Raw genomic sequence first — 24,037 nt, forward strand, 5'->3', positions numbered from 1 at the left:
CCGTGCCGATCTCGCCCGCCCGGCCTGCGCGGCCCCTCCCCCATCGCCGGCGCGGGTGCCGGCGGGAAAGCGGGGCCGCGTGGGCCGCCACGCCCTACTGTCGGGCGCAGGCTGTGCCGTCAGGCAGCCGCAGGCGCGCGCGCGCGGCGGCTGGCAAGCAGGGCCATGCTGCGTTCGGGCAGCGTGAGCCCGCCCTGTGCGTCCAGCGCCGGCGCAGGGCTGTCGACACTGGTCAGCAATACCCGCCAGGGCCGCTCCGGCACCCCGGGCACGTCGAAGCGCACCTCGCCGTGCCCGGCATTGAACAGCAGCAGCAGCGTTTCGTGCTCGGGACCGGGTTCGTGGCTGTGGGCGTCGTTGCCCCCCAGCTTCAACATCAGCACCCGCGCCTCCGGATCGTTCCAGTCCGCCTCGTGCATCGGCCCGCCATCGGCGCGCAGCCACTCGATCGCGGTGTCGGCCACGTCGTCGCGCGCTTCGAGGAAACGCCCGCGCCGCAACTGCGGGTAGCGGCGCCGCAGCTTCAGCGCCTTGCGCACGAACGCCGCCTGCTGCGCGCCGGCCGCCGAGCCCGCCTGCGCCCAGTCCAGCCAGGTCAGCTCGTTGTCCTGGCAGTAGGCGTTGTTGTTGCCCTGCTGGGTGCGCCCGAACTCGTCGCCGGCCAGCAGCATCGGCGTGCCCTGCGAGAACAACAGGCTGGCCAGCAGGTTGCGCATCTGCCGCGCCCGCAGCGCCAGCACCGCCGCGTCCTCGGTGGGGCCTTCCACGCCATGGTTCCAGGAGATGTTGTGGTCGCTGCCGTCGCGCCCGTCTTCGCCGTTGGCCTCGTTGTGCTTGTCGTTGTAACTGACCAGGTCGTGGAGGGTGAACCCATCGTGGGCGGTGACGAAATTGATCGATGCCGCCGGTCGCCGGCCCTTGTGGTTGAACAGGTCGGCCGAGCCCATGATGCGCGTGGCGAACTCGGCCAACTGGCCGCCATCGCCACGCCACAGCGCGCGTACGTTGTCACGGAACTTGTCGTTCCATTCGGCCCAGCCTGGCGCGAACTGGCCCAACTGGTAGCCGCCCGGACCGATGTCCCACGGCTCGGCGATCAGCTTCACCTGGCTCAGCACCGGGTCCTGGCGCACCGCATCGAGGAAACTGCCGGACGGATCGAAGCCGGAGCGCTCGCGGCCCAGGATGGTGGCCAGGTCGAAGCGGAAGCCGTCCACGTGCATGTCCTGCACCCAGTAGCGAAGCGAGTCCATCACCATGCGCAGCGCGCCGGCGTTGGTCAGGTCGAAGGTGTTGCCGGTGCCGGTATCGTTGATGTAATAGCGCGGGTCGTCGGCGAGCCGGTAGTAGCTGGCGTTGTCGATGCCCTTGAACGACAACGTCGGCCCCAGCTCGTTGCCTTCGGCAGTGTGGTTGTAGACCACGTCCAGGATCACTTCCAGGCCCGCCGCGTGCACACCGGCCACCATCTGCTTGAACTCGGCGATGGCGTTGGTGGACAGCAGGCGCGGGTCCGGCGCGAAGAAGGCCAGCGTGTTGTAGCCCCAGTAGTTGCGCAGCCCGCGCTCCAGCAGGTGCTGGTCGTCGACATGCGCATGAATGGGCAGCAGCTCCAGCGCGGTGGCACCGAGGTGCCTGAGATGGTCCAGCACGCCATCGTGCTTGAGCGCGGAGAACGTGCCGCGCGCCGCTTCGGCCACGTCCGGGTGCCGCATCGTGAGCCCACGCACATGCGCTTCGTAGATCACCGTATCTTCCCAGGCCACGCACGGCGGACGGTCATGGCCCCAGGTGAAGGCCGGATCGACCACCGCGCACTTGGGCATGAACGGCGCGCTGTCGCGCTTGTCGAAACTCAGGTCCTTGTCGCGGTGCCCGATGCTGTAGCCGAACAGGGCCGGCGCCCATTTCAACTGGCCGACGATCTGCCTGGCGTACGGGTCCAGCAGCAGTTTGTTCGGGTTGAAGCGATGGCCGGCGTCCGGCGCATAAGGCCCATGCACGCGGTAGCCGTAGCGCTGGCCGGGGCGGGCGTCGGGCAGGTAACCGTGCCAGATCTCGTCGGTGTACTCGGGCAGCACGATCCGCTCCACCTCGCGCCCGCGCTCGTTGAACAGGCACAGCTCCACCTTGGTGGCGTGGCGGCTGTACAGCGAGAAATTGACGCCCACGCCGTCCCATGTGGCGCCGAGCGGGAACGGGCGGCCGGCGCGAACGCGCGAGCCCGGTACAGTGGGATGGGCGCTCATTGGCTGCCCTCCTTGCCGGCGGCGGCTTGCAGTTCGGCCTGCAGCAACCGCTCGGCCATCAGCCAATGGCGCACGCCCTGCCCGTCCGGGCGGCCTTCGGCCTCCCAGATCTGGCGGGCCAGTTCTTCGATGCGTTCGCGTCGTTCTTGTTCTTGCATGGGTCCGGGCTTCATGGGTGGATCAACACGGTCACGGGGCTGTCCGCAGACAGCGCCCGCAGCGGAGTAAAGGCGTTCTGAATGTCTACAGGCAGTCCGGTGAGCACGTTGCGATAGCGCGCTACCGGGATCTCGACGCGTGCCGCGCCCCAGAACCGCGCCGGCAACGCGGCAGTAGCGCGCGGCGCCGGGCCTGCGGTGGTATCGATGGCCACCACCAGCACCACGCGCTGCTGGCCGTGCTCACGGCAGAGCGCCAGCACGCGGTCCGGCGCGGTGGTGCGCAGCGGGCGGTAATCCCCGTGGGCGAACAGCGCCGGCCAGCGACGGCGCACCTGCAGCAGCGCGTGCAGCAGCCGCGCCTTGACCGCACCGTCATGCCAATCGATGAGCAGTTGCGGCCACGGCCGGGCATCGTCCAGCAGTCGCCGCCGCGCGGCGTAGTCCACCGGCCGGCGGTTGTCCGGATCGACCAGGGACAGGTCCCAGCCTTCGGTGCCCTGATAAAGATCCGCAACCCCCGGCACGGTCAGGCGCAGCGCGGTCTGCGCCAGGCTCAGCCGGGCACCCGCCGGCGCCACCCGCACCACGGCCGCGTGCAGTGCCTGCCGCAGCGCCTGCCCGGCCGATGACTCGCATACATTGCGGAGCACTTCCCCGGCAGCCGCTTCATAGGCTGCATCCGGATCGCGCCAACTGCTGCGCAGCCCGCCCTCGCGCAGCGCCTTGCGCTGCCAGCCGAGCAGGCGCGGCAGCAGGTCGTCCGACACCTGTCGACCGTGCGCCGGCCATGCCGCCACCAGCGTCTGCCACAGCATCTGGCGATCGCCGGGATGGAGCGACGACCCGCCCAGTGGCAGCGCCAGGCGGTCGAGGCGGCGCGTGATCGTGCGCCACCACATCGGCCAGTGAGACAGCACCGCCAGTCGCATGCGCGCGTCTTCGCCGCGCTTGTGGTCGTGGGTGGCGGTGGCCAGCAGCGCGCGCGGGTGGGCGCGGCCGCGCTCGGCTGCGCGTGCGTGGAAGTCCTTCGGCAGCAGGCCGCGCCGCGCGGGATGGGTCCCGACCTCGTTGCGCGACAGTTGCGCCGCATACCGGTAGAAGCTGCAATCCTCAACGGCCTTGGCATTGAGCGGTGCGCTGAGCAACTGGACCTGTTGGCGCAGACGCAGCAGCCCGGACGGGCCACCCGCCGACGGGGCCTGCAACATCCACCCCATGACGTGGGTGATGACGCCGGCCACCGCGGGATCGGCGCCGGCGCGCGCGGCGGTGGCGGCCTGCGCCCAGACCGCCTCGTCTGCGGGCCCGGCGGCGGCGGTGAGGTAGCTGCGGTACACCGGGAAGTACGCCAGCAGGCGCGCGATCGCGGTCGCCAGCAGCGCGCTGCCGAAATCGGCGGCCGCCCCGCCCTCTTCCTCGGCCACCCTCGCTGCCAGGGCGACCAGCGCGTCGAACTCCGCGCGCAGCCCGTTGTCGAGCACCTCGGCGCGCGCCTGCCGCTCGACCTGCTCCACGCTGCGCGGGTCCGCCGTCAGTTGGCGCCAGTGCTGGTCCAGCACCCGGCCGCCGCCGATGTCATGCAGCACCGCGCCGGCCTCGTCCATGAAGTCGTAGCCGGTGCTGCCATCGCAGGGCCAGTCGGCGGGAAGCCGCTCGTCTGGGCCGAGGATCTTCTCCACCCACAGCCCCAGCGTACCGGCCGGCAACTGTCGCCCGGCACCGGCCACGTCGAGTGCACCGCGCAGCCGCCGCAGGTAGGCGGCGGGGTCGCGCAGGCCATCCACGTGGTCGACGCGGACGCCATCGATGACGCCCTCCGCGGCCAACCGCAACGGCAGCGCATGCACGGCATCGAAAACCTCGGTGCGCTCCATCTGCAATGCCGCCAGCGCGGTAACGGTGAAGAATCGCCGGTAATTGACCCGGGCATCGCCACTGCGCCACCACGCCAGGCGATAGGCCTGCGCGGCGAGCAAGGCGGACATGGCCTGCGTGGACGGCTCGGGCCCCGCATCGGGCAGGGCCTGGGTGGCCAACGGGTAGCGGCTACCGGCAAGCGCCAGCCAGGCATCCCCGGCGGCATCCCGTTCCACCTGCAGCTGGCCCTCGGCCAATGCCGTCGCCAGCGGCCTGTCCAACACCGGCAGCCACAGCTTGCCGTGGCGACCCGGTGCCTGCCAGTCGATGTCGAACCACGCCGCATACCGGCTGTCCCGGCCGTGCAGCAGCACGTCGGCCCAGTACGGGTTGCTCAGGTGCGCCGCCACGTGGTTGGGCACGATGTCCACGATCAGGCCCATCCCGTGGGCACGCGCCTGCGCGGCCAAACGGAGCAGCGCGGGTTCGCCGCCCAGCGCCGGGCTGACCACGGTTGGATCGATCACGTCGTAGCCGTGCGTGGACCCCTCCACGGCGCGGGTGATCGGCGACAGGTACAGGTGGCTGACGCCCAGCGCGGCGTAGTAGTCGACCTGCGCACGGGCGTCATCGAAGGTGAACCCGGCATGCAACTGCACCCGTGCGGTGGCGCGGAACGGGACCATGGCTCAGTGCTCCCCGCCGCGGGCCGTTGCGAAGCGGCGCAGTGCCGCGTGCAACGTGCGCCTGGGCAACGGTAGCGGCAGGCGGTGCCGCCAGTTGGGATACACCGCCACCGTGCCGGGCAGATTGACCTGCTCGCGCAGGCCCAGTGCGTCTTCCACGGGCAGCAACGCCAACGGTGCAGGACCGGCCGCCACGAACGCGAGGGCTGCATCGTGCAACGCCTCCGGGCACAGGGTATCGGCGCCCACTGCGCTGGCCAGCTGCGCTGCTTCCTGGCGGCGCCGCTCCATGGCCTGCGCGGTGGCCGCGGGGTCTTCCTGCCCGAGTTGCGCGCGCACCGCAATGTCCTCGCCGCGCTGCCAGCCGACCAGGGTGGGCAGATCGTGCGTGCCGGTCGTGGCCACCGCCATCGTCCGCCACAGGTTGGGCGGCAGGAACTCGCCATCGGCAGCACGCGCGAACGCCAGCACGTCCATGCCCAGTACGCCGCGCTCCGCGAGCCGCTGGCGGATGCCATCGGGCACCACGCCCAGGTCTTCGCCGATCACGATGCAGCGATGCCGCCACGACTCCAGTGCCAACAGGTTGAGCAGGTCCTCCAGCGGATAGCGCAGATAGGCACCCGCATCCGACCCCGCACCCTGCGGCACCACCCATAGCCGTTGCAGGCCGAGGATGTGGTCGATGCGCACGCCGCCGCGATCACGCATCACCGCGCGCAGCAGCGCGATGAACGGCGCGAAGCCGGTGCGCCGCAGGCCATCGGGCGAGTAGCTGCTCACGCCCCACACCTGCCCGTGGGGCGCGAACGCGTCCGGCGGCGCGCCGATGACCAGCCCGCGCAAGGCGGTATCGCCTGCCGCCGCCGCTTCGGCGCCGTCCGGTACGAAGCCGACGGCCAGGTCGGCGATCAATCCCAACGCCATGCCACTGGCATGGGCGCGATGCTGTACCTGCGACCAGCTGCGGGTGGACAGCCACTGCGCAAAGGTCTGCAGCGCCGGATCCGGCTGGCCCAGCACCGCCGCGTTGAAGATGGCAAACCGCTCCAGGTCCGCCCCGCCGGCCTGTCGATGGCGGTGAAGATCGTCGCGGATGGCGTCCGGCGCCGCGTGCATGGCCGCGTGCCAGCGCGCCAGTCGCGCCCATTTGAAGGCGGCCGCGCCTGCCCAGTCGATCAGCCCATCCGCCGTTGACGCCGGCGCGTCCAACGCAGCGTCGTCTTCCCGCAGCCACGGTGGCGGCGCGGTGTAGATCGGCTCCAGATAGCGCCGGTCACTCGGCGAGTAGGGGCTGAACAGCGGCTCGATCCGGCCGGCCGCATGCAGCGGGCTGAGTGCCAGTGCATCGCCGCCCGCCGCGCGGACGCGGCGACACCACGCGGCGGTCCCGGCACTGTCGCCAATGCCGGCGTCCGACGGCGAGCGCCCCGCGTACACCTGCAGGCTTGCGCCCCACCGGCGCGGCGTGGCCGCGCCCGTGGCGTCGTCCACGCCGAAACAGCGCGCCGGCGCCACCGCCACGGCATGCGCCTGTGCACCGACGCGCAGCGTCCAGTAGCCGGGCCGCTGCGGGCAGCGCCAGCCACCCTCGACGTCCTGGTGGGCCGGCTCGGTGTCGCCTGCTTCATCGCACCATTGCCCGGGCCCCGCATCGGGCGACCCGACGACGATGCGCGCACCCGCCTGCGCCGTGCGCAGACGCGGCTGCGCGCGCTCGGCCGCGCAGCGCCGAAGGCTGTCCGCCCGTTGCGCGGTGGTCGCCGCGCGCCATTCCAGCGCATCCAGCACCGCGACCAGCGTGTCCGGCTCCACCCGGCGCGCGACACCATGGATGTCATGCCAGTCGACCATCACGCCCACGGCCGCGGCCAGGCCCGCCAGTTCGTCCGCCGCGGTCGTCATAGCGCCACCCAGCACGCGACCAGCGATGCGGGCGCCAAACGGCCCTGGTCATCGAGGTGGCCCAGTTGCAGTACGGTCTCTCCCGCTGGCAGGGTCGTGGCGACCGGCGTCTCACCCAGGTTGAAGGCCAGCCACCACTCGCCATCGGGCAATGCCCAGCCAGCGGCGATCGCCCGCTCGGCCAACACGGTCCCACCGAGACTGCGTGCCTGCCCCGCGCCGCCCACGAGATAGCGCCGACGCAGGGCCAGGAAGGTCGTGAAGTCCTCCAGCCACGGGTTGCCCGCCAGTGCTGCCGGTGACGGCAGCGGGCAGCGCGACGCCAGGAAGGTGTCCACCGCATTGGGATCGGGAATCTTGTCGCGCGAGCCTGGATCGGCGAACGCCTTGAGCTGGCTGAACTCCTTGCGCCGCCCGTCGCGTACCGCCTGGTCCAACGGTGGCTCGAAGTCGGTGAAGAACAGGAAGGGCTCGCTGGCGCCCCATGGCTCCCCCATGAAAAACAGCGGCACCATGGGCGTGAGCGCGGTCAACGCATGCGCCACGCGCAGCCGCGCGGGCGCCACCGAGCCCTGCAGCCGGTCACCGAACGCGCGGTTGCCGATCTGGTCGTGGTTCTGCGCGAACACCACGAAATGGTCCGGCGACAAGCCCGCGCTGGGCTCGCCACGGCGATTGCCATGCCGGTTCACCTCGCCCTGCCAGGCAAACCCCTCCGCCAATACCCGGGCCAGGCGCGCGGCCGGCTCGCCGGCGAAGTCGGCGTAGTAGCTCTCGGTTTCTCCGGTCAACAGCACGTGCAGGGCGTTGTGGAAATCGTCATTCCACTGTGCGGTATAGCCCTCACCCAGCAGCGAGGCCGCGTTGTTCTCGTTTTCCACCACCAGGTCAACCGCGTGCGCGGGACCGTCGGCATGGATCGCCTCACGCAGTGTCACCAGGAAGGTCTGTGGATGGATCGCGTGCACCGCGTCCAGGCGCAAGCCGTCGAAGCGATACTCGCGCAGCCACATCAGCGCGTTGTCGATGAAGAAACGCTGCACCCACGGCTGCCGGAAGTCGATGGACGCGCCCCATGGCGTGCGCACGTCCTCGCGGAAGAACTGCGGTGCGTAGGCGGCCAGGTGGTTGCCCTCCGGCCCGAAATGATTGAACACCACGTCCAGCAGCACCATCATGCGCAGCGCATGGGCGGCATCCACCAGTTCCTTCAGCTCGTCCGGGGTGCCATACACCGACGCCGGTGCATAGGGCAGCACACCGTCGTAGCCCCAGTTGCGGGTACCTGCGAACGTCGCCAACGGCATCAACTGCAGGGCGGTGATGCCCATCGCGGCCAATGCCGGCAACTGCGCCTGCAGCGCCGCATACCCACCCACGGCGCCCACGTGCACCTCATACAGGACCGCCTCGGCCCAGGGGCGCCCCGCGCCACCGGTCGTCTGCCAGGCATAGGCGTCTTCATCGGGGACCGCGCTGGCGCCCTTCAGTCCCTCCGGCTGCCAACGCGACGCCGGGTCCGGCACGCTCAGCGTGCCATCGATGCGGAAGCGATAACGTGTGCCCGGTGCGCATGCGCAGGACACCGCATGGCAGCCATCATCCTCGGGGGCCATCGCCACTATCTCGCCGTCCAGCAACAGTTCCACGCGGTCCGCCGCCGGTGCCCATAACCGGAAGCAGTACCCGCCGTCCTCCTGCCGCCATGCGCCAAGTTGCCGCCGCGCAGGCGTCACTCAACCACCTGGAGGTAGAGGGTGGACAGTGGTGGCAACGTGAGCTCGATCGACTGCGCGTGGCCATGCATGGCGATCGACTGGGCGTCGACCTGCCCGTGGTTGCCCGCATCGCTGCCACCGTAGAAGCGGCTGTCACTGTTGAACACCTCGCGCCAGCGGCCGGCGCGCGGCACCCCCACGCGATAGCCATGCCGCGCGACCGGGGTGAAGTTGCTCACCGCCAGCAACGCCCCGCCACTGCCGTGCACGTCATGGCGGATGAAGGCAAGCACGCTGTTGACGTGGTCATCGCCGACGCTCCACTCGAAGCCGTCCTCGCTGCGATTGCCGTGCCGCAGCGCGGGGATGTCGCGCAGCAGCCGGTTCAGGTCGGCGACCACGCGTGCTACGCCGGTATGCTCCGGTTGCGCGGCCAGTGCCCAGTCCAGTTCGCCGTCGTGGTTCCACTCGGTGGCCTGGGCGAACTCGCCGCCCATGAACAGCAGTTTGCTGCCCGGGTGCGCCCACATGAAGCCGTAGTAGGCGCGCAGGTTGGCCAGCTGCTGCCAGCGGTCCCCCGGCATCTTGCCAAGCAACGAGCCCTTGCCGTGCACCACTTCATCATGCGAGAGCGGCAGCACGAACTGCTCGGAGAACGCATACATCGCGCTGAAGGTCATCTCGCTGTGGTGGTGCGAGCGGTGGATCGGGTCGCGCTGCAGGTAGCTCAACGTATCGTGCATCCAGCCCATGTTCCATTTGTGGGAGAAGCCCAGCCCGCCCTCGGCGGTCGGCGCGGTCACGCCGGGCCACGCCGTGGACTCCTCGGCGATCACCACCACGCCGGGATGGGTGGTCGTAATGGCGCTGTTGAGTGCCCGCAGGAAATCGATGGCCTCCAGGTTTTCGCGGCCGCCATGCGCGTTCGGAATCCACTGCCCGTCCTCGCGGCTGTAGTCGCGGTAGAGCATCGACGCCACTGCGTCCACGCGCAGGCCATCGATATGGAAACGATCGATCCACTCCAGCGCGCTGCCGATCAGGAACCCGGACACCTCGCTGCGCCCGTAGTTGTAGATCAGCGTGTCCCAGTCCGGGTGCAGGCCCTGGCGCGGGTCTTCGTGTTCGTACAGGCCAGTGCCGTCGAAGCGCTGCATGCCGTGCGCATCGGAGGGGAAATGCGCGCCCACCCAATCCACGATCACGCCCAGGCCCTGCTGGTGGCAGCGGTCCACGAAGCGTGCGAACCCTTCCGGATCGCCATGCCGCGCGGTAGGCGCATACAGCCCCAGCGGCTGGTAGCCCCACGAGCCACCGAACGGATGCTCGCTGACCGGCAGCAGTTCCACGTGGCTGAAGCCCAGCTGCAGCACGTAGGGAATGAGCGCATCGGCCAACTGGTCCCAGTCCAGCACCGCGCCATCGGCACCGCGACGCCAGGAGCCGGCATGCAGTTCATAGATGGAGATCGCACCGGCGGCATTGGCGGCGCGCGCCTGCATCCACGCCTGGTCCTGCCATGCATGGCCTGCATCGGACCCCACCACCGACGCGGTGCCCGGCAGCGGCTCGCACTGGCGCGCCATCGGGTCGGCCTTGTCCGTCAGGTGCGCGCCGTCTGCGGCGATGATCTCGAACTTGTAGCGGGCCCCGGCCGCCACGCGCGGCACGAAGATTTCCCAGACGCCGGCCTCGGCCCGCAATCGCATCGGATGGCGCCGGCCATCCCAGCCGTTGAATTCACCGACCACCGCGACCCGGCGCGCATTCGGCGCCCAGACCGAGAAGCGCACGCCCTGCACGCCCTGGTCGACCGCAAGCTGCGCGCCCAGGCCGGTACGGATGCTGTGCGGATCCCCGGCGGGGATGCCGGCAAGCAGGGCCGCGTCCAACTGGGTCCCGAAGCCGAACACGTCCTCGATCTCCTGCTGATGCGTGCCCCAGTCCACCCGCAGCAGCGCGACCGCCGCGCCCTCGGACGGGGACACGAACACGCCGTCGCCCAGCGCCGCCATCGGCTGCCAGCGCCCGCTCGCGTCGCGCCGCTGCACGGCCAACGCGCCGGGAAACAATACGTGCAGCCGCCAGCGACCGTGGCCGTCCTGGTGTGGCCCCAGCAGCGCGAACGCGTCGCCGGGGGCGCCAGCAGCCAGCGCAGCCAACGCCGCGGACATCGGCTCATCGGCGGTCGGCGCAGCTGAAGCGCCGTCCTGCCCCTGCGGTGCGGGCACCAGCAATTCGCACCCCATCGTCATGCGCGCGCCTCGGCGGTGCGCTGGTACAGGTCGATGTAGTGCGTGCCTGCCACCTCCCAACCGCTGGGGCGGAGCATGGCCGCGCGACGCATGGCGGCCATCAGGCGCGGCTGGCGGAAGGTGCGGAAGGCGCGCTGCACGCAGCGGCGCAGCATGTCCGCGTCCGGGCCGTTGAACAGGAAGCCGGTGACGCCGTCGTCCACCGTATCGATCAGCCCACCGGTCGCATGCGCGATGGGCAGGCAGCCAAAGCGCTGCGCATACATCTGGCTGAGCCCGCACGGCTCGAACCGCGACGGCATCAGCAGGAAATCGGCACCGGCGAACATCCGCCGCGCCAGGGTTTCATCGAATCCGATATACGCCGACACGCTGCCCGGGAAGCGTCGTGCCAGCGCGCGCACCTGCTCCTCGATCGCCGGCTCGCCGCCGCCGATGATCACCAGCTGCCCACCGGCGGCCACGATCTGCGGCGCGACGTCGCAGGTGAGATCCAGGCCTTTCTGGTGCACCAGCCGCGAGACCACCGCAAACAACGGCCCACGGCTCTCCGGCAACCCGAAGGCGCGGCGCACGTGGCGCGCGTTGTGGTCACGCCCGTCGAAACTGCGCACGTCGAAGTGCGCCGGCAAGTGCCGGTCCGTGCTCGGGTCCCAGCTGGCGTCGATGCCATTGACGATCCCGCTGAGGTGGCCCAGCGCGGCGCGGCCCGACAGCAGCCCGTCCAGTCCGCAGCCTTCGGCCGGCGCGGTGATCTGCGCGGCGTAGCTGACGCTCACCGTGTTCACCTGGTCGGCATGCACGATGCCACCGCGCAGGAACGACAGCTGCCCATGGAACGCCAGCGCCTCGCATTGCGCCTCGTCGATGCCCAGGTCCGCCGCCAGCGCGCTGGGGAACAGGCCTTGGTAGGCCAGGTTGTGGATGGTCAGCAGGCACGACGCCGCACTGCCCAGCCAGCGCACGTAGGCAGCGGCCAAGGCACATGGCCAGTCGTTGAGATGCAGCAGGTCCGGCTGCCACTCCATGCCCACTTCACCCGCGGCGATCAGTGCCGCGGCGCGCGACAGCGTGGCGAACCGCACAGCGTTGTCCGCCCACGGCTCTCCGGCATTGTCCACATAGGGGCTGCCGTCGCGTTCGTACAGCTCCGGGCAGATCAGCACATACACCGGCAGGCCATCCTCGAGCACGGTGTGGCCGATCACGCACGCCGGCAGTGCGGCGTGCGCCTCGGTCTGCCCCACCACCTGGATCGGGCCGGTGCGCGCGAGTACTTCGCTGTAGCCCGGGATCAGCACCCGCATGTCGGCGCGGTCGCGCAGCGCACGTGGCAATGCTGCCGCCACGTCGCCCAGACCGCCCGCCTTCACGTAGTCGGCCATCTCCGAGGCCACGAACAGCACGCGGCGTGCAGCGTCCGGCGCAGCATTGGAACGACCCACCAGCCCGCGTTGCAGCAGCAACGGCGGGGCCCGGCGTACGCGGATGCCATCAGGATGTGGGAGAGCATCTGCACGGTTGGCAGAAGACGCGAGGGGAAGCGGGTGCGTGGGCATGGGGGACTCGATGGCAGAGAAACACGACGCAGCAACCTCCACCTCGAACCGGACTGTCCGGCGCAAGCAATATTCAGGAGAAAACCGCGAAGACGGGGGGAAACCCCAGCCACTACTTGGGGCGTGGTTCGAATCTACTCTCCCGCCCAATCAATGCGCCGTGAACCTGGCACGACAGTTGCGTGAACCGACATGCGCAAACGGCATGTGCTTATCCATTCGCCCTAGGTGCAGCTCACTGATGACGCACAATGAATCATTAAGACTTTCTTTTCGAGCGCCCTCAATCCGCATCAAACGGACCGTGATTGCGGTGGATTCGCGCCGATAGCGATGCACCGACGCCGGCATGGGGCAGTGCCATCGACCCGACCAACGCGCCCGCCCCCCCTTTCTGCGGTCACGCAGATACCGCGATCGCGGTGCGTCTACTCGGCGCACGCCTCCGCGCGTCCGGTTTCACGGACGGCCACCCTATGTTCGTCGCCTTCGCCATCCAGCCGCCGGGCCGCGCAGGGCCAACCGGATTGACTGCCGCTGTCGCGCTCCGCCTAGAATGTGACGGCAGCGTGGGGAATACGCCGCCGTCATCCTGCGCCGGTCGCGCCGCGGGTCACTTCAACAACATGGATGTCCCATGCAACACACCGCTTCCCTGTCGCGCTTCTATGCGCTGCCCGTTACTGCCGCGATTGCCGCGGCGATCGATACGGATGTCGCCCAGGCCGACCTCGACGACCTGGTCCACGCGCACCTGTCGCGCAACCCGCTGTACTTCGGCGGTATCGACAAGACCCTGTCCGGCTTCGTGGTGCTCGACGACAGCGGCGACAACTACACCCTGCTGGACCTGCGCGGCGACGGCAGCGTGTGGTGGCAGGATCACGAAACACGGCAGCTGGAGCTGCGCTTTGCCAGCCTCGAGGACTATCTGGCCTGCAGCGCCCGGCTGGCCAGGGGCGAAGACTCCGAAGCCGCGTTGCTGGCCGAATACGCCTGCACGCCCGACGCCCGGGCCGGCGACAGCCCCGCGCTGCTGGCACGCTACCAGTGGCTGATGCACGCCCTCGCGCTGCCCGCCCGCGACCACCAGGGCAACGCCCTGCACAGCCCCAACACTCTGGCCGTCGACGCGTACACCTGTTACATCCCGCTGTTCCCCGAGCAGGGCGACGACCAGCGCTGCTTCCGGAAGGAACTGCCACGCCTGGCCGGCGACCCTCACCTGGCCCTTTACTGGCTGCTGCACGCCAGCATGCTGGGGCAGGACGCGCGCCTGGCCAAGGTGCTGGCGGCCATCGGGCCGACCGAGGTGCCGCTGCTGCAGGCCTTTGTCGCCGTGTTCGGGCACCTGGCCGATGACGCCGACATCGCGGTCGTCCCCGGGTTTGCCCACCGTCGTGCGCGCCTGCTGATCCTCGCCCAGATCGACACGGCTGCACCGCTGCAGCAACGGCTGCGCGCCATGGGGGTATCCCCGCACACCGTCGGCATGGAGCTGGTGGACGAGCTCACCCTCGCGCTGCAGAACGACCCCGACGCCTTCGATGCCGCGCAGGCCCTGCAGTCGCTCGACCGCATCCAGGCGGACGCGACGGCGGTGTGGGCGCTGCGCGCCTACCTGCAGAACCACCTCGGCCAGCCCGCCGGTGCCGCGGCCGACCGCGCCACCCGCCTGATGGCCGCCACCGCGCACGCCCCGCTGGACGCGGTGAAAACCCTGCATCCCATCCTGCCGCTGATCAGCGATGGCGATGCCCTGCTGCAGGTGGTCACCCCGTTGCTGGCGTGGGACGACCTGATGACGCGCGTGCTGGACATGCTCGAGCACGCACAGACCCTGCTGGGCACGGAGGTGATCGCCGCCGAGGCACGGGCACACCTGCGCCACCTTGCAGAAGACCTCCTCACCATCTGGGATGCGCCCAGCTTTGCCGAGGGCGTCGCGGCCGCCGCGCCGGCCACCCGCGAAGCCATGGCCATCCGCCTGACGCGGCGTCCGGAGCTGGCCGACACCGACGAAGACCGCGAATGGGCCATCCGCTTCGTGCTGGGCAGCCCCCTGCACAGCCGTGGCGCGCTGCTGCAGCGCGCCCTGCCGCAGCTGGCGCCGCGCCTGCAGCGGCGTCTGCTGCCGGACATCTGCGCGAGCATCACCGATCCGGGTGACGGGCTGGTGCCCATGCTCATCGCCCTGATCGGCGAGGAGCCACCCGCGGGCGACATCAGCGCCGAAATGGATGCCGACGCCCGAGCCGACGCCGTTCTTGCGGGCATGCAGACGCTCTGGGGTGATGCCCGCCTGTTCGAGCCGCTGATGGCGCTGCTCGCGCGGGCACCGGTGAAGAGCGTACTGGTGGACCGGCTCGGGCAGGCCATCCAGGCATTCCAGGCCGCGCTGGACACCGCCCAGCGCCAGCGCCTGTTCCACTGGGCCCTGGCGCGCGTGCAGGCGCGGCAGGACGACCATTGGTCGCCGCGCGTTCTGGATGGCTTGGGCACGCCCGACCTCGCCCCCACCCTGCGCAAGGCCCTGCAGGCGGAATCGGCGGCCATGGCCGCCGGCCAGCCGGCCAGCGAGGACGTGCTGGCCAGCCTGTACAACAGCCTGGGCGAGCTCGGCAAGCAGGATCCCGATACCGCCAGCTTCCTGATCGATCGGCTTTGGGAAGAACAGGCCTACGTGCGAGGCGTCTACTGGGCACTGCACGGCTGCTGGTCGCCGCCGCTGCATGCGCAGGTCATGCAGCGCCTGCGCGAATCGCCCCACATCGCCGCTGCCGCCACCTACTGCGTCAGCGTGCATACCTGGGACAAGCGCACCCAGCCGGCCCTGGACGTGGCCGCGCTCGTGCTGGACTGGCCGTTGCCGGACGACAGCGCCTCGCGCGCGCAGCTCAAGTACCTCCTGCTGCTGGGTAGCTCGCTGGCGCTGCTCCAGCAGCAGCCGGCCCAGGTACGCGCCTTCCATCATCGCGCCACCGCCATCGACGGGCCCGCACGGGAACCCGGTGCGCGCACCGATGCCGCGTTCGATCCCTTCAGCACGGCCGATCTGCAGGCCAGGCTGCGGGACGCGCTCGATGGCAAGGCCGAACGCGAACTGGCCAGCCTGCATGCGCGCCTCCAGCAGGCGCGTGCCGACGGCACGCCGGACACCCGCATCACCTTGCAGGCCCTGGGCCAACTGGCGGGCGGCACCGCCGCGTTCGCCTGGTGCCGCGACCCTGCCAGCGGCGCCACCCTGTTCCAGGACGTCCTGGGCAACACGCACTACTTTGACGGTTACGCCATCGTCGCTCCGCCCTTCCAGCTACAGGGCTACACGTTGCGCGACGAAGGCCCGGCGTTCTTCCACGACGCGACCGAGGTCTCCGAACGGTGGATGTGCTGGAAGGGCGAGACCTTCTATGACTGGACCCGCCTGGGCGCCGCCATCAACATCATCCACGGCGAAAACAATGCCGCCGGCCAGGTCAACCTGGCACTGCGCTTTGCCAGCGCTGCCGAGGCGGCGCAGTGGTTTGCCACGGTCACCGCCAACCCGCCCAGAGCGTTCGTGGCCTGCGACCCGTGGTACCGCGCCGGCCATGGCGAGGTGTCGCGCACCCTGCGCAACCCGCGCAAGCCCGGTGGCACCTACCTGCGCCTGCGCAACCAGGCCTGGACCGACGCCGACGGCAATCGTCTGCTCGGCGATGCCGCGCTGGCCGCGGTGAACGCGCTGGAAGTGGACGCGCGCCGCGCGGGTGGCTTCACCTACACCATCGAATACCAGGACGACTTCAAGCGGCCGCAGGATCTGTCCGTGCTGGACTGGCTCGCGGAAGTCCGCGCCGTCCACGCCGGCACGCTGGCCGAATCACTGGAGCAGACCGTGGACGTGGTGGCCAGCTACCTCGCCGCGCACGTGCTGCAGCCCGCGGGTACCGCCCTGGGCGTGCGCCGCGACGGCCCCGCCAGCGCGGCCGACATCGACGCGCTGGCCGCCTCCCGCCACCACCCCCTGCCCGCCGCGCTGGTGGCGTACTGGCAGCACCATGCCTGCACCGGCTGGCACTACCCCGGCCATGGCCGCCGCCTGCTGTCACCGGCCGAGATTCTGGCCAGCGCCGCCGTCGATGGCCACCGGCCGCTGGTGGTGGACGCCCATGGCCAGCCGCAGTGGCTGCTGGCTGACGCCGAAAATGAAGACCAACAGGTGATCCCACTCGATCCTGCCGTGGACAGGCGCTACCAGTACAGTGCCCATGGCGGGGTGCGCACCGCACTGGTGGACACCCTGCTGGATGCCCTGGAACGCGACGTCGCCGACATCGCCCTGCTCTGGCACGGCCAACGCGGCGACGCGGACGTCGTGCGTCTGCAGCTCGCCAGCGAGCGCGAGGTCACCACCCTGCGCCTGGACCGCGATGCCTGCGTGCTGGCCATCCGCAAGGGCAAGCGCGGCCAGCCAGGCCGGGTCCGCTTCCAGCACCTGGCCACGCCTGCCAAGGCCGCCGCGGCGTTCGACAAGGCACGCACGGTGGCCGAGGCCGCAGGCCAGCAGGCACAAGCCACTGCATAAAGCGGAGGGGGCCGGCTGCCGCAGCCGGCCCCCTCTGCTTGCCCGCGGCATCGCCGGTAGACAGCCAGGCCGCGCCCACGGCGCTACCATCAGCCACGCCCTGCCCCCTGCCTGCCGAGACCGCCATGCCACAGACCGTCATCCCCCAACTGCGCATGACCGATGCCGCCGTCAGCGTGCCGTTCTACCAGCGCATGGGCTTTGCGATCGACTGGGAACACCGTTTCGAACCAGGCATGCCACTGTTCGTGCAGATCAGCCGCGAAGGGCAGCTGTTGTTCCTCAGCGAACATGCCGGCGACTGCGAACCCGGTGGCGCGGTGTATTTCCACGTGCCGGACGTGGATGCGCTGCATCGCGCCTTCGTGGCAGCCGGCGTCGCGGTGTTCCGCGCGCCGGCCGACGTGCCGTGGGGCGGGCGCGAAATGATGGTCGTGGATCCGGACCACAACCGGTTGCGGTTTGCTACGCAGGGGCAGTGAGCCACGGAGGGCGGCGCGATAGGACGGCGCGCCCGTCATCCGCCGCATAACGTCGATGTGCGCCCCGCACCGTCAACACCTTGACGAATTGCGTCACCTTTCCGGCACGCGCTGCGCGGCGCAGCAGGCATGTCGCGCCCGGCGTTGATTAATTCAGCCGACTGCGCGGTCGGGTGAATCCAAATGGCCCCGGGGCTCGTACATAGGCGGCGATGGGGAAGAAAGCGGACGGCGATGCAGCGCACGTTCGCCGCTCCATCGCACTCCACCCTATGGCCGAAACGCGATGAGCCCCCCCGTCACCCAGGAAGATGAAAGACGCGCCGTTCTCGGCGCGATGCAGATGACCGATGTCGGTGCACTTCCCTCGCTGGACCACATCACCCGCCTTGCCAGTTACACCTTCGACGCCCCTGTTGCCTTCGTCTCGCTGCTGGGCGATGTGGAACAGCGCTTCGTGTCCCGGATCGGGCTGCCGGTGGCCAAAACGTGCATCCGCGCGTCCATCTGCGCCCACGCCATCACCGCCAATGACGTGTTCGTGGTCGCCGACCTGAAGGCCGATCCCCGCTTCCAGGACAACCCGCTGGTGGTCGGTGCTCCCCACCTCCGCTTCTATGCGGGCGCACCCCTGGTGGCCAGGAACGGGGTGGCCATCGGCGCCCTCTGCATCATGGACTCCACGCCCCGCGTGTTCCTCCCGCGCGACTGCGAGCAACTGGCGAGCCTGGCACAGCTGGTGATGGGGCAGTTGGAGCTGCGCAACCTGTCCGGCCGGCTGGACCCGGTCAGCGGCCTCCCCAGTCGCCACCAGCTGCATGCCGATTTCCCCGGCATCGTTGCCTCCGGCGCCACCGGCACGCACTACGCCGTGGTCGTGGACGTGCTCGACATCCCCCGGGCCAGCCAGGTCGGCCAGGTGCTTGGACTGCAGCCCTTGGAGGCGCTGATACGGCGCGCCGGGGTTCGCCTGCGCACCGCGCTGGACGGGATCGCCACGGTCTACCACGTGGGGGTGACGCGCTTCGCCTTCATCGTAAGCATGTCCAGCACGCGCCAGGTCGAAAGCCTGGTGCTGGAGTTGCGGGGTCGCATGCTGCGTCCGCTGATGGCTGCCGCCGTGCCCATGTCACCGCGTTTCCATGCCGGCGTCTGCCCCATCGAGAGTGGCGAAGGCAGCCACGAGTTGCTGCGGAAACTGCTGGTGGGCCTGTACGATGCGTTCGACGCGGGCCGCACGCTGTGCTGGTACTCCGCAGCGCGCGATCAGTCGGTCCACCGCGCCTACCGCCTGGCCTCGGATGCCGAGCGTGGCATCGCCAACGGCGAATTCCACCTGGTGTATCAGCCCCGTTTCGACGCCACTTCGCGCAATCCCGTGTCCGCCGAGGCACTGATCCGGTGGACCCATCCCGTCCTCGGGCCCATCAGCCCGCTCGAGTTCATCCCGGTGTTCGAACAGACTGCGCTCATGGCGCTGGTCACCGACTGGGTGCTGGATGCGGCGCTGGACCAGCTGCAGGCGTGGCGGACACAAGGCGTGGAGGTTCCCCTATCCATCAACCTGCCCAGCAGCTATCTCACCAGCGGCACTGCCTGGGAGGTCATCCGCGCGAAGCTGTCGCGTCGCGCCATTCCGGTTGCGATGGTCGAATTCGAGATCACCGAGGGCGAGTGGCTGGGCCCCGACTCCCCTGCCGTCGCGCAGATCCAGGCGATGACCCAAGCAGGCGTCAAGATCGCCGTCGATGACTTCGGCAGCGGCTACAGCAATTTCAGCTACCTGTCCGACCTGCCGATCCGCACCTTGAAACTGGATAAATCCCTGATCGACGGCATCGGCACGGATCCGCGCGCAAGGGCGAAAGTCTCGGCGATCCACCATCTCGCCCACGAACTCGGCTACCTCACCGTGGCCGAAGGCGTGGAGCATCAGGAACAGCTCGACGTGCTGACGGCCATCGGCCTGGACCAGATCCAGGGCTATCTGCTGGCAATGCCTGCGGACACGTCGGCGATTGCAGACCTGTTTGCCCGCGCGCGACTGCCGCTGCTGTCCGCGCTGGAGCATGCCCATCACCCGCGCGTCACAAATTGTATCGCTACGTAAACGCAGGCCCGCCTGCCTTTTAAGCGCACCGCGCTGCCGCCGATATCGGTTGTCCACCGCGCAACTTTAGCGCTCGACATCCCATCCCCCGCCCTCTCCCCAGGCTACCCCCACCATGCACCTTGTCAGCAAACTCCGCGTCGGCCAGCGCATGACCGTCGGCTTCTCCGCCGTCATCGGCCTGATGGTCGTGTTGACCCTCATCGGCATCCATCGGGTGCACCTCATCGAGAATGACCTGCACACGATCAACGACGTCAACGCCGTCAAGAAGCGCCTGGCGATCAATTTCAGGGGCAGCGTGCATGATCGCGCGATCGCGCTGCGCGACGTCGTGCTCAGTGACGACCCGCGGGCCAGGACCGAGGCCACGCGCCAGATCGACCGCCTCGCCCACGATTACGCGGCCGCCGCCACGCCCCTGTCGGCGATGATCGCGGCGAGCACCGACGGCAAGGAAGCCGGCCTGCTGGACGCCATCCGTGCCAACGAGGTCGCCACCCTACCCCTGCTGACCGACGTCAGCAGGCGGCGCGAGGCGGGCGATGTGGAGGGGGCCAAGGCGCTGATGCTCACCCGGGCCAAACCGGCCTTCGTGGCGTGGTTGGCCTCGATCAACGCCTTCATCGACTGGCAGGAGGCCAAGAGCGCCGCCACGGCGGAACAGGTGACGGCCACCGCGCGCGGCTTTGCCATGCTCATGATCGGCGCCACGGTGCTGGCACTGGCGCTGGGAACGGTCATCGCCATCGCGCTGACGCGCAGCGTGGTCGGCCCGTTGCGCACGGCCCTGCAGGCCGCCCGGGATGTCAGCCAAGGCAATCTGGACACGCCGATGGGCTCCGGTCGGGGCGACGAAGCCGGCCAGCTGCTGGAGGCCATGGAGCAGATGCGCCAACGCATCCGGCGCGTCATCACGGAACTGGGCGACATGACGGCCCGGCACGAACGGGGCGAAATCAGCTACCGCATGGACGCCAGCGCCTATCCCGGCGAATTCGGCGTGATGGTGCGCGACACCAACGACATCGTGGACGCCCATATCGCCATCAAGATGCGGCTGGTGCGCCTGATCGGCCGCTACGCGGTGGGCGACCTGGCCGACGACATGGAACGCCTGCCCGGCGAAAAGGCGATCATCACCGAGACCATGGACCGGGTGAAGGCCAACCTGTCTGCCATCAACCGCGACATCCGCCAGCTCACCCACGCCGCGTCCGAGGGCAACTTCTCGGCACGCGGCGAACCGGAGGCCTATGAGTATGACTTCCGCGCCATGGTGGAGAACCTCAACGGCCTGATGGGCACCGCCGAGCAGAACCTCTCGGCACTGTCCACGTTCCTCAACGCGGTCGCATCGGGCAACCTGGCGGCACGCATGGAGGGCGACTTCCGCGGTGTCTTTGCCGCCATGGGCGCCGATGCGAACCGGACGGCCGGCAATCTGGCTGATATCGTCCGCCGCATCCATGTCTCGTCCGAGTCCATTACCGATGCGGCGACCGAGTTGTCCAACGGCAACCAGGACCTGTCCAAACGCACGGAACAGCAGGCCGCCAGCCTGGAAGAAACCGCCGCGTCGATGGAAGAGCTGACCTCCACCGTCAGGCAGAATGCCGCCTCGGCAGACCAGGCCAATCGCCTGGCCATCGACGCCGCCGTGGTGGCCAGTCGTGGCGGGGAGATCGTGGGCGAGGTCGTCAGCACGATGGACGGCATCGAAACCGCCTCCCGCCGCATCGCCGACATCACCACCGTGATCGACGGCATCGCCTTCCAGACCAACATCCTCGCCCTCAATGCCGCGGTGGAAGCCGCGCGCGCCGGCGACCAGGGGCGTGGCTTTGCCGTGGTCGCTGCCGAAGTGCGCAGCCTGGCGCAACGCGCGGCCGGTTCGGCCAGGGAGATCAAGGCACTTATCGACGACTCCTCGGCCAGGGTGGCCGAGGGCTCCCTGCAGGTGCGCGCCGCGGGTGCCACCATGGGCGAGGTGGTGACCAGCGTCCAGCGGGTGACCGACATCATGCAGGAGATCTCCGCCGCATCGCGCGAGCAGGCCACCAGCATCGAGCAGGTCAACGCGGTCGTGGGCCGCATGGATGAGACCACGCAGCAGAATGCCGCCCTGGTCGAAGAAGCCGCCGCGGCCGCCGCCGAACTCAATGTCCAGGCGTCGGGTCTGCGGCATGCGGTGGCGGCGTTCACCATCGAGCCGGTCGCCGTGCGCCGCCACGCCCGCCTGCCGCATGCGCAGGCCGTGGCGGCCTGCTAGGCCGGCCACCCTCGATGATGAATGAACAAGGCACGGCAACCGGCCACTGCTTGAAACCCCGGCCCTGACCCGCATTGATGGAGAGCGCCCGCGGTTGGGCGCTCTCAGGAGAAATGCATGCCGCACCATGAAAAGATCGCCATCGCCGGCGTCATCGAGCACGTCTTCGCCCATCGGTTCACCGTGATGTGCGACCAGCACGCCTACCTGGCAGACCTCGGCCCGAAGGGCGCGGAGGCCTTCGCGCTCGCGCCGGGGCTGGCCGTCCGCCTGGAAGGGGAGCAACGCCCATCGGAAATCAAGGTGGCCCGCATCGCCAGGAAAGGCGGGAGCTTTGTCGAGGTGGAACACAAGAAGCCGCATCACGGGCCCAAGCACGCTCACCCCGATGCACCTGCGGATGCTCGCAGCGTCGTGGCGGCGGTGAAGAAGGCCGGCTGGACGGTCAGCGGCACACCGCAGCGCAAGCCGAAGCACTTCGAGCTGCTGGCCCAGCGTGACGCGGGCGAATGGACCGAGCTGCACGTGGACTTCGCGGGCGTCATCTACAAGCAGGTGCCCGCCAGCGAGTCAAAATGGGACCTGCCCGCCTGATCTGCAGGTGACACGCGACACCCGCGCCCTGGATCTTCCAGGGCGCATTGCGTGTCAGGCCGGTTGCGCGCGCCATTGGCGCAGCGCCGCTCCGCGCAGCGATTGCTGGCCGCACCCGGTGGGGCAGCGCAGCACGCGCGCTACCGACGTGCTCACGAAACCCTGCCCTTCCTGCGCCTTGAAGATCACCTCGCAGGACAGGCAGCGCGCCACCATCGAATACAGGTGCACGATGCGGCCGCTGCAGGGGTCCTGCAGCGCGCTCACATCCAGCAGATCGAAGTGGCAGCTATCGGGCATCGCGCGCCGCGGGAGCGGATGGGAAACGAAGGTCTGCTGGTTCACGCGGGCGCGCCATGGAGGGTGGGATGCAGGCCACTCTAGGTGCCGCGATGTGGAGCGCGGGTGCAGATGCGATGCAGCCCGCGCGAAGCCCGCACCCGGAAACATGCACGCGCGCTGCGCAACCCTGAACCGTTGGGGATGGATTTGCGCAATCCGCCGATATTTCACTCACGCCACACGCCCCCTGCAAGCAGCATGGCCACGCCCACTCAGGGCGACATAGCGAGATACTGCACATGGACAAGAACCGTACCGAAGGTGTCAAGAACCAGGTCAAGGGCACCGTGAAGGAAGTCGCCGGCAAGGTCACGGGCGACAAGGGCCAGGAACTTGAGGGCAAGGTCCAGAAGAATGTGGGCAAGGTCCAGAGTGAAGTAGGCAAGGCCAAGGACGACGCCCGTCGCTGACGCAGGCGCGCTGCTCCTGCGCTTCGGCAAAGGAGCAGTGGCTGTCGCGCCGAGCCGGGATCGCCCCGCGCTGCACAGCATCCCCATCCAGGTGCGACAAACCGTCGCAATCCGGCGTAAACCCGGCCTGGTCCCCGTGTAGGGCGCCGGATATGGCCTAGAATCCGGGCGGTGCGCGCACCCGTTCTCCACCGCTGGCTTCACGCCTGGGCATGCCTGGCCATGCTCCTGATGGTGGTCGCCCCGCTGATCAGCCGGGCACTCGCGCATCCTGTACCAACTGCGTTGCAAACCCCACACCCGATGGCGGTGCATCACGCGTCGTCCGGTCCCGTGACCCCGGCTGCCCACCCCATGCATCACGGCATGGCGCATGACGGCACGGCGCATGGCATGGATTACCACGCAGAGGCTGCGACCTCCAAGGCAGCGACGACGCCCGCGTCCCCCGATCCCCACGCCGAGCATGACATGGGCGTGGACTGCGACTACTGCCTGATCGCGGCGCGGATGATCAGCCTGGTGGTCGCCCTCCTGTTCTGGATTGCGCTGTGGCCGCCGATTCTGCGCGCGTTGGGCGGGCGGGTGCTTGCCCGGCGCGCTCCTCCCACGGGCACGCTGGGAGCACGCGGCCCGCCAGTCGGCCTCGGCTGCTGATCCGGCAACGGGCACGGGGCGCACTCGCGCACGCGCCTACCCGACCCTTGCGTCCGCACATCCCGCTTTGGCATGGAGGCATGTGCGGCGTGCTGGATCCAGCACGTGTTTTCCAGCCTCCGGCTCGCACGCCGGCTCTTCTGCCTGTCTCGATCACCCGGTGGTCGCGGCATCTCGACGCTGTGCACGATGAACACACTTCCCCTTCCCCGC

Annotated in this window: 15 protein-coding genes; 7 read left to right on the forward strand and 8 right to left on the reverse strand. The window is 69.4% G+C overall.

Annotated elements, in window-relative coordinates:
• Positions 1–119: 119 nt before the first annotated feature.
• From glgX to glgA, 7 genes are all read right to left on the reverse strand, one after another.
• The gene (gene glgX / locus M2421_RS02675) at positions 120–2,249 is read right to left on the reverse strand and encodes a glycogen debranching protein GlgX (RefSeq protein WP_259203054.1); all 2,130 of its coding nucleotides are present in this window, start codon (positions 2,247–2,249) and stop codon (positions 120–122) included.
• Entirely contained in the window at positions 2,246–2,407 is a 162-nt protein-coding gene (locus M2421_RS02680; protein WP_259203055.1) for a DUF2934 domain-containing protein, read from the reverse strand. The genes glgX and M2421_RS02680 overlap by 4 nt, the downstream gene beginning before the upstream one ends.
• A gap of 11 nt (positions 2,408–2,418) precedes the next feature.
• The gene (treY, locus tag M2421_RS02685; RefSeq protein ID WP_259203057.1) at positions 2,419–4,953 is read right to left on the reverse strand and encodes a malto-oligosyltrehalose synthase; all 2,535 of its coding nucleotides are present in this window, start codon (positions 4,951–4,953) and stop codon (positions 2,419–2,421) included.
• A 3-nt stretch (positions 4,954–4,956) separates the two neighbouring features.
• The gene (gene malQ, locus M2421_RS02690) at positions 4,957–6,858 is read right to left on the reverse strand and encodes a 4-alpha-glucanotransferase (RefSeq protein WP_259203059.1); all 1,902 of its coding nucleotides are present in this window, start codon (positions 6,856–6,858) and stop codon (positions 4,957–4,959) included.
• Positions 6,855–8,594 carry a malto-oligosyltrehalose trehalohydrolase gene (gene treZ / locus M2421_RS02695; RefSeq protein ID WP_259203060.1) on the reverse strand — a complete coding sequence of 580 codons (1,740 nt, stop codon included), beginning with the start codon at positions 8,592–8,594 and terminating at the stop codon, positions 6,855–6,857. Before treZ ends, malQ begins: the two co-directional genes overlap by 4 nt.
• Positions 8,591–10,750 carry a 1,4-alpha-glucan branching protein GlgB gene (gene glgB / locus M2421_RS02700; protein WP_259203537.1) on the reverse strand — a complete coding sequence of 720 codons (2,160 nt, stop codon included), beginning with the start codon at positions 10,748–10,750 and terminating at the stop codon, positions 8,591–8,593. The genes treZ and glgB overlap by 4 nt, the downstream gene beginning before the upstream one ends.
• 77 nt (positions 10,751–10,827) lie before the next feature.
• Positions 10,828–12,390, reverse strand: a complete 1,563-nt coding sequence (gene glgA / locus M2421_RS02705; RefSeq protein ID WP_259203061.1) for a glycogen synthase GlgA — start codon at positions 12,388–12,390, stop codon at positions 10,828–10,830.
• 637 nt (positions 12,391–13,027) lie between these two features.
• On the opposite strand from glgA, the gene M2421_RS02710 reads away from it, so the two are divergent.
• From M2421_RS02710 to M2421_RS02730, 5 genes are all read left to right on the forward strand, one after another.
• On the forward strand, positions 13,028–16,957 hold the full coding sequence (locus M2421_RS02710) for an SMI1/KNR4 family protein (protein WP_259203062.1): 3,930 nt from the start codon (positions 13,028–13,030) through the stop codon (positions 16,955–16,957).
• 125 nt (positions 16,958–17,082) lie between these two features.
• Positions 17,083–17,439, forward strand: a complete 357-nt coding sequence (locus tag M2421_RS02715; protein ID WP_259203063.1) for a VOC family protein — start codon at positions 17,083–17,085, stop codon at positions 17,437–17,439.
• A 286-nt stretch (positions 17,440–17,725) separates the two neighbouring features.
• Positions 17,726–19,549: a sensor domain-containing phosphodiesterase gene (locus M2421_RS02720; RefSeq protein ID WP_259203064.1), complete on the forward strand. Its 1,824-nt coding sequence runs from the start codon at positions 17,726–17,728 to the stop codon at positions 19,547–19,549.
• A gap of 115 nt (positions 19,550–19,664) precedes the next feature.
• Positions 19,665–21,821, forward strand: coding sequence for a methyl-accepting chemotaxis protein (locus tag M2421_RS02725; RefSeq protein ID WP_259203065.1), 2,157 nt, complete (start codon positions 19,665–19,667; stop codon positions 21,819–21,821).
• 117 nt (positions 21,822–21,938) lie between these two features.
• Entirely contained in the window at positions 21,939–22,415 is a 477-nt protein-coding gene (locus M2421_RS02730; RefSeq protein WP_259203066.1) for a hypothetical protein, read from the forward strand.
• 54 nt (positions 22,416–22,469) lie between these two features.
• Here the strand turns inward: M2421_RS02730 and M2421_RS02735 are convergent, their stop codons facing one another.
• Entirely contained in the window at positions 22,470–22,715 is a 246-nt protein-coding gene (locus tag M2421_RS02735) for a hypothetical protein (protein WP_259203538.1), read from the reverse strand.
• Between the two features lie 281 nt (positions 22,716–22,996).
• On the opposite strand from M2421_RS02735, the gene M2421_RS02740 reads away from it, so the two are divergent.
• Positions 22,997–23,167: a CsbD family protein gene (locus M2421_RS02740; protein WP_259203067.1), complete on the forward strand. Its 171-nt coding sequence runs from the start codon at positions 22,997–22,999 to the stop codon at positions 23,165–23,167.
• 222 nt (positions 23,168–23,389) lie between these two features.
• A complete protein-coding gene (locus tag M2421_RS02745; protein ID WP_259203068.1) occupies positions 23,390–23,824 on the forward strand; it encodes a DUF2946 family protein in 435 nt (144 codons plus the stop codon).
• Positions 23,825–24,037 lie beyond the last annotated feature (213 nt).

This window comes from Stenotrophomonas sp. BIGb0135, assembly GCF_024810105.1.
GTDB classification, from domain to species: Bacteria; Pseudomonadota; Gammaproteobacteria; order Xanthomonadales; family Xanthomonadaceae; genus Stenotrophomonas; species Stenotrophomonas maltophilia_AB.